This is a genomic window from Vibrio sp. 11986-1-5, from assembly GCF_963878025.1.
Lineage (GTDB): Bacteria > Pseudomonadota > Gammaproteobacteria > Enterobacterales > Vibrionaceae > Vibrio > Vibrio injensis.
Window position 1 is genome coordinate 1 of sequence record NZ_CAWNVW010000009.1, and the last position, 8,222, is coordinate 8,222.

Annotated in this window: 8 protein-coding genes and 1 CRISPR repeat array; of the genes, 7 read left to right on the forward strand and 1 reads right to left on the reverse strand. The window is 38.2% G+C overall.

The window, feature by feature from the left end; genetic code table 11:
* Window positions 1-1,077 precede the first annotated feature (1,077 nt).
* Window positions 1,078-1,585: a CRISPR direct-repeat array (repeat unit 28 nt; unit sequence GTTCACTGCCGCACAGGCAGCTTAGAAA).
* 181 nt (window positions 1,586-1,766) lie between these two features.
* The 7 genes from AACS00_RS02810 to AACS00_RS02845 all read left to right on the forward strand — a co-directional run bounded on the left by AACS00_RS02810 (window position 1,767) and on the right by AACS00_RS02845 (window position 7,814).
* The gene (locus AACS00_RS02810; RefSeq protein WP_110168417.1) at window positions 1,767-3,533 is read left to right on the forward strand and encodes a P-loop NTPase fold protein; all 1,767 of its coding nucleotides are present in this window, start codon (window positions 1,767-1,769) and stop codon (window positions 3,531-3,533) included.
* A 188-nt stretch (window positions 3,534-3,721) separates the two neighbouring features.
* Window positions 3,722-4,048, forward strand: coding sequence for a hypothetical protein (locus AACS00_RS02815; protein ID WP_110168418.1), 327 nt, complete (start codon window positions 3,722-3,724; stop codon window positions 4,046-4,048).
* Between the two features lie 739 nt (window positions 4,049-4,787).
* Window positions 4,788-5,633: a hypothetical protein gene (locus tag AACS00_RS02825; RefSeq protein WP_110168419.1), complete on the forward strand. Its 846-nt coding sequence runs from the start codon at window positions 4,788-4,790 to the stop codon at window positions 5,631-5,633.
* A 165-nt stretch (window positions 5,634-5,798) separates the two neighbouring features.
* On the forward strand, window positions 5,799-6,065 hold the full coding sequence (locus AACS00_RS02830; RefSeq protein ID WP_010320360.1) for a BrnT family toxin: 267 nt from the start codon (window positions 5,799-5,801) through the stop codon (window positions 6,063-6,065).
* Entirely contained in the window at window positions 6,052-6,294 is a 243-nt protein-coding gene (gene brnA, locus AACS00_RS02835; protein ID WP_004397278.1) for a type II toxin-antitoxin system BrnA family antitoxin, read from the forward strand. The genes AACS00_RS02830 and brnA overlap by 14 nt, the downstream gene beginning before the upstream one ends.
* A 240-nt stretch (window positions 6,295-6,534) precedes the next feature.
* Window positions 6,535-6,933 (forward strand): aegerolysin family protein, encoded by a 399-nt coding sequence (locus AACS00_RS02840; protein ID WP_110168427.1) that lies wholly within the window; start codon window positions 6,535-6,537, stop codon window positions 6,931-6,933.
* A gap of 206 nt (window positions 6,934-7,139) precedes the next feature.
* A complete protein-coding gene (locus AACS00_RS02845) occupies window positions 7,140-7,814 on the forward strand; it encodes a hypothetical protein (protein WP_110168422.1) in 675 nt (224 codons plus the stop codon).
* Window positions 7,815-7,836: 22 nt separating this feature from the next.
* On the opposite strand, the gene AACS00_RS02850 is transcribed toward AACS00_RS02845, so the two are convergent.
* The coding region (locus AACS00_RS02850) for a transposase (protein ID WP_146205785.1) at window positions 7,837-8,222 on the reverse strand (386 nt) is incomplete at its 5' end.

An 8,222-nucleotide genomic window follows, 5' to 3' on the forward strand; every position in this document is an offset into this window, starting at 1 on the left:
TTCGCTCTTGTTATCGGTCTCTCGATAGAGGAGCCACAATTCAATCGAACTATCAGATAGAGAACTTTAGTTGCAGCTAAAGTCTGGGTCTCACTTTACCCTTATTCGTTAGTTATTATCCATACAAACAATTCAAGCAGACCCTCAACGCGTGGCACTTTTGTTTTGCGTTGAGTTTGGTGATTACGGTGTTGTGCGGAAAGTTGGCAGTAGCGTTTCGGGCTACTTAATTGGGCGTTATGCTTTATTGAACCTCAGCAAAATCAATATATAAATTTTAATGGGAAAACTCTGTCTGATTTAAAAGTTTTCCTGTTCTAATTTATTGATATTATGAGTTTATTGTTCTTTTTTGTGGCGATTAAAAGTTGAACGAGGCTTGTGTGTTTTTGTCGGGTTTTGCTCTGATAAATTGTGTACGCAAAAGATTCAACTGTTGCTGAAAGGTCTCTTTCTTTGGTGTTGCTGGATCATTGATTCCGCAGGCTATTTCGCTTCAGCATGTTTGGGATCTCATGAACATCTTACTTGCTGACAGTGTTTGGTTAGCGCAAGTTTAGCGATGATTGTGCGCTTTTGTCCGGCTTTGCTCTGATAAATTGTGTGCGTAAAAGGTTCAATTGTCGCTGAACGGCCTCTTCCTTTGGTGTTGTTTGCCCATTGATTCCGCAGGCTAATTCGCTTCAACCTGTTTGGGATTTTACCGGCAACAATGATTGCTGAAAGTAGGCAAGTTTATCATTTTGAGTTAAAGTGGTTTGAACCAATAAGCGTTGAAAAAGTTCAATTTAATCAATAAGTAATAAAGCATAACAAACACTTCAAGAGGGACTTCCAACGCGCAGCATTTTCATTATGCGTTGATTTCGGTGGTTTCAGTGTTGTGCAGAAACTTGGTAGTAGCGTTGTCAGCCCCTTAAGTGGGCGTTAACTGGCAATGAAATTACCCATCTTTTTTCGTTGGATTTTAACTTATTGATTTATATTAATAATAAATCGAGTGAAAAATAAAAGGTTATTTTGAGAAATTTGATGTAATTATTTTTATTAACAATAGGTTACTGATAAAGTTTCATAGTTCACTGCCGCACAGGCAGCTTAGAAATTGCCGCTTTAAGCGCACAGCAAACGTTCTACGTTCACTGCCGCACAGGCAGCTTAGAAACGCAAGCAGTGGATGCCTGACGAGCTTGAAGAGTTCACTGCCGCACAGGCAGCTTAGAAATGTTAGGGACTGCTGGAGGCAGAAGCAAAGAAGTTCACTGCCGCACAGGCAGCTTAGAAAATTTGAGACGGGCCAGAACGACTGTGCCCTTTGTTCACTGCCGCACAGGCAGCTTAGAAAGTACTTGCGATAAACAGTTTGTCAACGTTCGTGTTCACTGCCGCACAGGCAGCTTAGAAATAAGAAAGAAATGGATGGGATAGAGAAAGGCTGTTCACTGCCGCGCAGGCAGCTTAGAAAAGACAGGTTAAACATACCGTCATGGTCCGACAGTTCACTGCCGCACAGGCAGCTTAGAAATATCTCGCCAAATATTTTGCCGAGCGCTATATGTTCACTGCCGCACAGGCAGCTTAAAAATATTGGTAATTTTGGCATTTGGGATCGGCCAGTTAACAAAGCGTTTAAGAGGGATTCGCAACGCGTAGCATTTTCATTATGCGTTGATTTTATTAGTTTTTAGTGCAATGCGGTAAGTTAGTCGTTGCGTTGCTCACCCCTTAACGCGGCGTTAACTAGCCGCATTAGTTTGGAGATTATTTTGAAACAAGTTGAACAAATTATAGAACTTTTAAATGACCAGTCATTCCCACAAGTTGTTCTACTTGATGGGGCTTGGGGAAGTGGTAAAACTCATTTTATTAATCATCAATTGATAGATAAAATTAAAGAGAGTTTCAATCAAAACATATTATTTTTTTCTTTGTATGGCATTTCAAGTATAGATGATTTTAGAGATAAAATAATTTCGCTCTCTATTACAGAACAAGAAGAAGCATCTGTGATCGCAAAATACTTCTCTAAGGTTATCGATGGTGCAGCTATCAACATGGGAGAAAGAGGGGTTGGGGCTGTTATTAATGGTGTTGCTGGTGCTTATAAATATAAAATATACGGTGAGCTTGATGACTGCATTATTATATTAGACGATTTAGAGAGAGTTTCCGATGATAAAATTATTAAAAATATTCTAGGTGAATGCTTGAGTTTAGCTGAGTCTAGGAATATTAAGGTTTTAATAGTGGCAAATGAGAGTAAACTAAGCTGCAAGGATGACATTGAAAAAGTTTTTTCTGACAAATATAAATTCAGTTTTACTCATGAAGAAATAGTTGGAATTCTTAAGAAAGAATATGATGGCATAGATGATCAATTAGCTAATGAGCTTCTTCTTAATATTACCGCTATAAACTCAAAAAACATTCGCGTACTAAAAAGAGCCGTTGCAAAGTTTATACGTATTAAAAATGAAATTGTAAAAATCGAAAATGTTATTTTAGATCAAGCGTTATCTAAAGTATTGAGTGACATTATTCGAATATGTTATGCAAAATTCGAGTGTGGATTTTCAAAAGAAGATATTATTGAGGCTGTAGAAACTCGGGTTGTTCGTCGAATGATGAAAGATCAAGAGGATGCAGTGAATGATGATTACAAAAAATTAGATAGTATTTTCGATGATAGCTTCTACAGCGTAACTGATAAATTGATAGTCTATTGTTGTGATGGTCTTTTTGAATTCAAGGATTTGCAAGAAGAGCTGGGGTTGCCTGTAAAAAAAACACTTCTTGATGCAATGAAGTCAACATGGAGACAAAACCAACTTACAGAAGAAGAATTCAATAATGGTGTAAAGCTATTAGAGAGTTTCATATCTACAGCTAAAAATGTAAGTATTTATGAATGGTTTTCTGTTTGTGACATATATATGTACATGTTAGATAATAGAATAATTGACTCTTTAAATTATTCTAAAGAGAGCCTAATGGAAGTATGTGAAAATGTAGATATTAGTCGATTCTTAATACCATCTAAGAGTGAAGATTTTGAACATGAATCTTACAGGAATTTTTATGATCAAAACTTAAGTAAAGTCTATTTTTTTAAAAGTGATCTCGTAAAAGCTTTAGGTGAAAAGAATAGATTTTCTGATTTCTCTCAGAGATTTATTCAATCTTGGGATTGTGTTAAAAATGACGTCCATCAAAATCTCATGCACAATCCCATTTATCAAAATATTGATGCAGAAACACTAAGGAAAGCGCTCAAGTCTTGGTCAAATGAAGAGGTGTTTCAGTTTGTTAGGTTTAATAGAAATCGATATCGATTTACGAATATTCAGGAATTCTTTTACCCTGAAATTGATTCACTCAAAACTATATGTATTATGCTCGATACCTTAATAAAGGAGCTAGATTTCGGGCTCAAGGTAGCCAGTATCACAGATCTTCGAAACTGTTTTGCTGATGCTTATACTCGAATGGACAATAGTTTAGGCAGAAACAATTCCGAGGAAAGTGCTAGTTAACAAACGCCTCAAGAGGGACTGTCAACGCGTGGCGTTTCCAGTCCCAATGAGCCGCGGTGGTTACGGTTGTTGTGTTTGAGTTTAGTGTTATGCGTTGTCAGCCCCTTAGGCGGGCGTTATGTGCTTGAGAGTGTATGATGATTCTTTATATAATTTAGATCTTTACAGACGTGCTATAAAGAGGATTTATGCCTTATACGGCTTTAGGATTACTGTTTTGCGTTAGCTCTTTCATTTGTTTTTGTTACTTAAAAAAACAAAAGATTGATAATTTTCATCCAATTATGTTTTGTGTCTACAGTATGTTCACTATGGGGTTAGGACTATCTGTTTCCCCGTTTATCGTCGAACTTGGTCTAGGGCTGTCAATTTTATTGTGTTTGGTCTCAGTTGCTGTTTTGCCAACAAAAGACTTGCTCGATAAAACTTCCGAGTATTCAAAGACTCTGAATAAACAGGAAAAACCTGCGGCGTTGTACCAGTTAGTATTTGGTACTAAAAAAGATCGCACATAACAAAGCGTTTAAGCGGGATTCGTGCCGCGTGGCATTTTTGGTATGCGGTGAGTATTGGTGGTGAAGGCGGTCTGCGGAAAGCTTGGTCTGATTTTAGCGGTTTTTCATCCTAATTAATTGATAATATGAGTATATTGTTCTTTTTGGTGGTGATTGAAAGTTGAACGATGCTTTTGTGTTTTTGTCGGGTTTTGCTCTGATAAATTGTGTACGCAAAAGGTTCAATTTTTGCTGAAAGGTCTCTTTCTTTGGCGTTGCTTGCTCATTGATTCCACTGGCTATTTCGCTTCAGCATGTTTGGGATCTAATGGACACCTTACTTGCTGACAGTGTTTGGTTAGTTCAAGTTTATCGATGATTTTGCGCTTTTTTCCGGCTCTGCTCTGATAAATTGTGTTCGTAAAAGGTTCATTTGTCGCTGAAAGGTCTTTTCCTTTGGTGTGGTTGACCCCTTGATTCCGCAGGCTAATTCGCTTCAACTTGTTTGGGATCTTATCGGCAACAATGTTTGCTGAAAGTAGGCAAGTTTATCATTTTGAGTTAAAGTGGCTTGAACCAATAAATTCTGAAAAAAGTTCAATTTAATCAATAAGTAATAAAGCATAACAAACGCTTCAAGAGGGACTTCCAACGCGCGGCATTTTCATTATGCGTTGATTTTGGTGATTACGGTGTTATGCGGAAAGTTGGTAGTAGCGTTGTCAGCCCCTTAAGCGGGCGTTATGTAACAGGATGAAAAATGGAAATCTGCAAATATTGCGAAGAAAAAGAAGCGATTAATAACTCGCACATCATACCTTCATTTGTGTACGATTGGGTTAAAATTACGTCACCCACAGGGTATATAAGAAGTACAAATGAGCCTAATCTTAGAAAGCAAGATGGTTTAAAATCAGCGCTATTGTGCTTAGATTGTGAGCGTAAGTTCTCAACAGTAGAGGATGGCTTTAAAAAAGAATACTTCTCGAAGGTTGCAAACTATCGAAAACCATGTCCTGACGAGCTGAAACTTTCATCAAATATAATCAAATGTATTTACATTATGGCGTGGCGTTCTTTAGCAGATACCGTCTATTTTCCAGTCGAAAATGATTATACAGACGAGGAAATCGCAAAATTCCCCTCATTACTTGAAAAAATGAAAGTAGCGATTGAAACAGAGAATTTTTCAAACTTTAAATCTCATATTATACCTTGTACAAAAGAGGTTTTGACTAGACTTAATTTGCCAAAAGTCCCTTGGCATATGTACGAGAGGTCAGTGACTGCCGAACCTAGAATTTGGGATAACTGGGAGCGTTTTATCTTATATATTCAAATCCCTTTTAGCATTATTGTTTTCGAAATTGTTCCCAATGACAATGACTCTTGGGTTGGTACACAACTTGAGGGCAGAAGCAAACTTAGTCTGAGAGAGATTGAATCTGTTCCTCCTTATGTTGGTGAACTAATAAATCATTTTTTCTCAGAGTTCGTCAAAAGTAACAGCAAAATCACAGATGTTCAGCGAAAAAAAATGAACGATGATTTCGCCAAAGCAGACCCAAATTGTGGTTCATTTAAAACCATGCGAAAGACTTGGTAATGTTACATAACAAAGCATTTAAGAGTGATTCGCAACGCTTGGCAGTTTCGCTTCGCTCAAGTATAGCCAAGCGTCGCTCACACCTTAATGCGGCGTTAGCCGTTTTCATAATCATTAGCCAAAGTGTAAGTTGCAAAATGAGTAAAAAGGGTGTAATTTTTACTCATGACGAAATTCGAATTTGATGAAAATAAAAGCAGGTCAAATTTTGAGAAACATGGAATTGATTTCTATACAGCTCAAGGTTTGTGGAATGACTCTGATCTTATCGAGATCCCTGCAAACACAAGTGATGAACCTAGGTATTTGGTCATCGGCATGTTAAATGGTAAGCATTGGTCTGGCGTCATTACATACCGTGGACTAAATATTAGGATCATTTCAGTCAGACGTTCACGTAAAGCGGAGGTGAACTTATATGAAAGCGCATGAGTTTGATGCCAAGTTTGAAAGTGACGATGACATTTTAGGTGATCTAGATTTATCTAAAGTTAAGCGTCCAATGCAAAAGCAGAAACGGGTAAATGTTGATTTCCCTGCATGGATGTTAGATTCACTAGATCGTGAAGCTAACCGAGTAGGGGTTACACGACAGTCGATAATCAAGATTTGGCTAGCTGAAAGGCTTGAAAATGTAGCTCATCACCACACTTCAAACTAAACGGCTAACAAACGCTTCAAGAGGGACAGCCAACGCGTGGCATTTTTACTATGCGTTGGTTTTTTTGATTACGGTGTTATGCGGAAGCTTGGTAGTAGCGTTGGCTGCCCCTTAAGCGGGCGTTATATTTTTTATGAGCCTTGATGCATTTCATTTGATGGTCTATCTTAAATTTGCTTATCTCAAGTTGGCTATGAGAACAGATAAGTAGACTTATCATTCATGAAAAGGGTATATAATATGGCTTATGCACAATGGATTAGCATTACAATTGAACCTAAAAATTATGACGTCACTATCAAAAATATTCATAGTGATTGGGGCAAGTTTTATCAAGGAAGTAAGGACAACGAAATCTCTCCAGAAGATATTGATGGCCGAGTCGTAAAAGCTGGTGAAAAATTCACGATATCTTCATGTGGTCGTTCGGATGCGTCTTCTGGAACTGAAGGTTCTTTTGATATATATCGAGATGACACACACGTAGGTAACTACTACTGGGATTGCCCATGGGGAAGTAAGACAAACACATCGACTTGGACTAATGATAACTCTAATTTTATAACTCAAGTTACGGGTGGAAATCTAGACAGTGGTGCGATCGGTAACGTAAGTATAGTTTCCGTATATATAGGCTGATTAGCTGTTCATTTCTAGCATTTGAAGGCTCGATATATGTCGAGTCTTCTTTATTTCACAGTATAAATATAACAAACGGTTCAAGAGGGACAGCCAACGCGTGGCATTTTTATTATGCGTTGGTTTCTGTGGTTACGGTGTTATGCGGAAGCTTGGTAGTGGCGTTGTCTGCCCCTTAACCGGGCGTTATGTGAAAGGAGAATTACGTGGAACAAGAGCAAGAGAACAGTTTTATTGCAAAGTTTGACAGTGATGATAAGTTGATTTCCAAAGGAAAGATGTTAGCAGCTATATCTATGATTCTGATCGCGTTAGAAGTCACTGGAGCGACAATTAAAGAAGCGAACACCTTTTTATTCAAAATCGACTTTGCGAATCAAAATGGAGTTACGTTTCTTTTACTTGGTGCAATTATATATTTGGCAGTTCGATATCTCAATTACGCTCAACCGTACCATCATCAGTTATTCTTGATTTGGTCGCGTCGCATGATGCTGGATAGAGAGTTATTTCATTTTAACCCTCATGACGACTGTATATCTGGTTTTTTATCTGATGCTATAGGTGTATATGGTGGTGATGAACCTGGTATCAGAGAAGCTAGGTACGTAAAATCTGGCTTATTTAGGCGCAGTATTGTTTATCCAACTAAGCATCAAGGCGAAGACGGTGAGGTGGAGTTCTATGACGTACATATCAATCTATGTTCATTTAATGAAAAATGGACAAGTAAAATGTATCTTAAATTGTTAGCTATTGAGTTCAAATATCGGGTTCTGGCTTTTGTAAAGCATCGCGAGCATTTAGATTTACTTGGACCTTATATTTTCGCCATTGTTTCTGTTATATCTGTCTTGGTGCCTTGGGGAAATTTCACATAACAAGAGACTATGGCGTCAAGAGTTAATTTGTGGCGCTGTTTGCATCCCACATGCAGCCGTCTCTGAGCATAGAATTTAGGATAACTAGCATCTTTCTGACGCAAGCAATGATCGCTACTTTTTTAGGTTTGCCAGTGGCTAATAACTTTTGATAGTGCTGTTTAAAAACAGGGTTACACTGCATTGCAGACATCATTGCCATGTACAAAACTGTCCTGACTTGCATGCGTCCGCCTTTGATCATTCGCTTGCCCTTATAACTGCCACTTTCTCGAGTAATGGGAGCGACACCGATTAATGAAGCCGCTTGTTTGTTGGTGATGTAGCCCAGTTCAGGTACGTTACTGATGATGGAGGCTGCCGCAATTTTTCCGATGCCAGGTACGCTCTGTAATAGCTCATTTTTGG